The organism is Bradyrhizobium sp. UFLA05-153 (genome assembly GCF_054185185.1).
In genome coordinates, this window is record NZ_JBBIAM010000321.1 from 1 (window position 1) to 1,129 (window position 1,129).

Annotated in this window: 1 protein-coding gene; it reads right to left on the bottom strand. The window is 63.6% G+C overall.

Going from position 1 to position 1,129, the window contains the following annotated elements:
* The coding region (gene tnpC, locus Q2941_RS51660; protein WP_458197548.1) for an IS66 family transposase at positions 1 to 1,129 on the bottom strand (1,129 nt) is incomplete at both ends.

The following is a 1,129-nucleotide window of genomic DNA, read 5'->3' on the forward strand; positions in this document are numbered from 1 at the left end:
CGAGCTCGATCCGACCATCATGCAGGAATCGCGTCAGCCCCTCCCAGCGCGAGAGCGCGTAGCGGATCGCTTCGGCAAGCGTGCTGCGGCCAGAGACGAGGAGAAGCTGTGCCTCCAGCCAGGAACGCAGCGCTTGAACGATTGGTCTGGAGAAGGACCGTCGTTCGACGAGCCGATGAGCCGACGACTGCCCGCGGACACGGGATTCGATAGCATAGAGTTCGCCGATCCGGCGCAGGGCTTCGGTCGCCACGGGCGATCCGGTCGCCTCTGCGACCTCATAGAACTTGCGCCTCGTGTGGCTCCAGCAGGCCGCCAGAACAACGTCTTCATTGGTGGCGAGTTGCTCGAAGCCGGCATATCCGTCGACATGCAGGACGCCTTTGAAGTCGGCAAGATGCGCTGCCGGACGCTCGGCCTTGCGGTCAGGCGCAAACAGATAGACCGCCGCCGGCGGCTCAGGCCCGCACCACGGCCGCTGTTCGCGAGCATAGACCCAAAGACGCCCGGTCTTTGTCCGTCCTCGGCCGGGATCGAGCACAGGAACGGGCGTGTCGTCGGCGAACAGATGATCGGAAGCAAACACGTTCTTGCACAACCGTTCGTGCAGGGCTTCCCGCCACCAGCACGCGCCACCAACCCAGCCGGCCAGCGTCGAACGGCTGAGATCGACACCGTGTCTGGCAAAGATTTGCGACTGCCGATAAAGCGGAGTGTGGTCGCAATACTTACTGACCAGCACTTGCGCCAGCAGCGCCGGCGATGCCAGGCCACCCGCAATCGGTCGCTCCGGCGCGGCCGCCTGCACCACCTTGTTGCAGGAGCGACACGCGTACTTTGGGCGAGCGATGCGCACGACACGAAGTTGTGCCGGCACCCAGTCCAGCATTTCGCTGACGCTCTCGCCGATGGCATGCAATGTCCCGCCACAGCAAGCGCAGACTTTATCCTCAACATCGAGAACGATGTCTTCGCGAGGCAGATGATCGGGCAACGGCTTGCGCCGCGACGGCGCATCCGGGTTGTCTGTAACGACCGTTGGACGGCTCTCTCTGATGCGGCCGATATCACTGTCGATATCCTCCAGACCGAGCGCCAGTTGGTCAGGGTCGATGCGTTCGGAACGGCG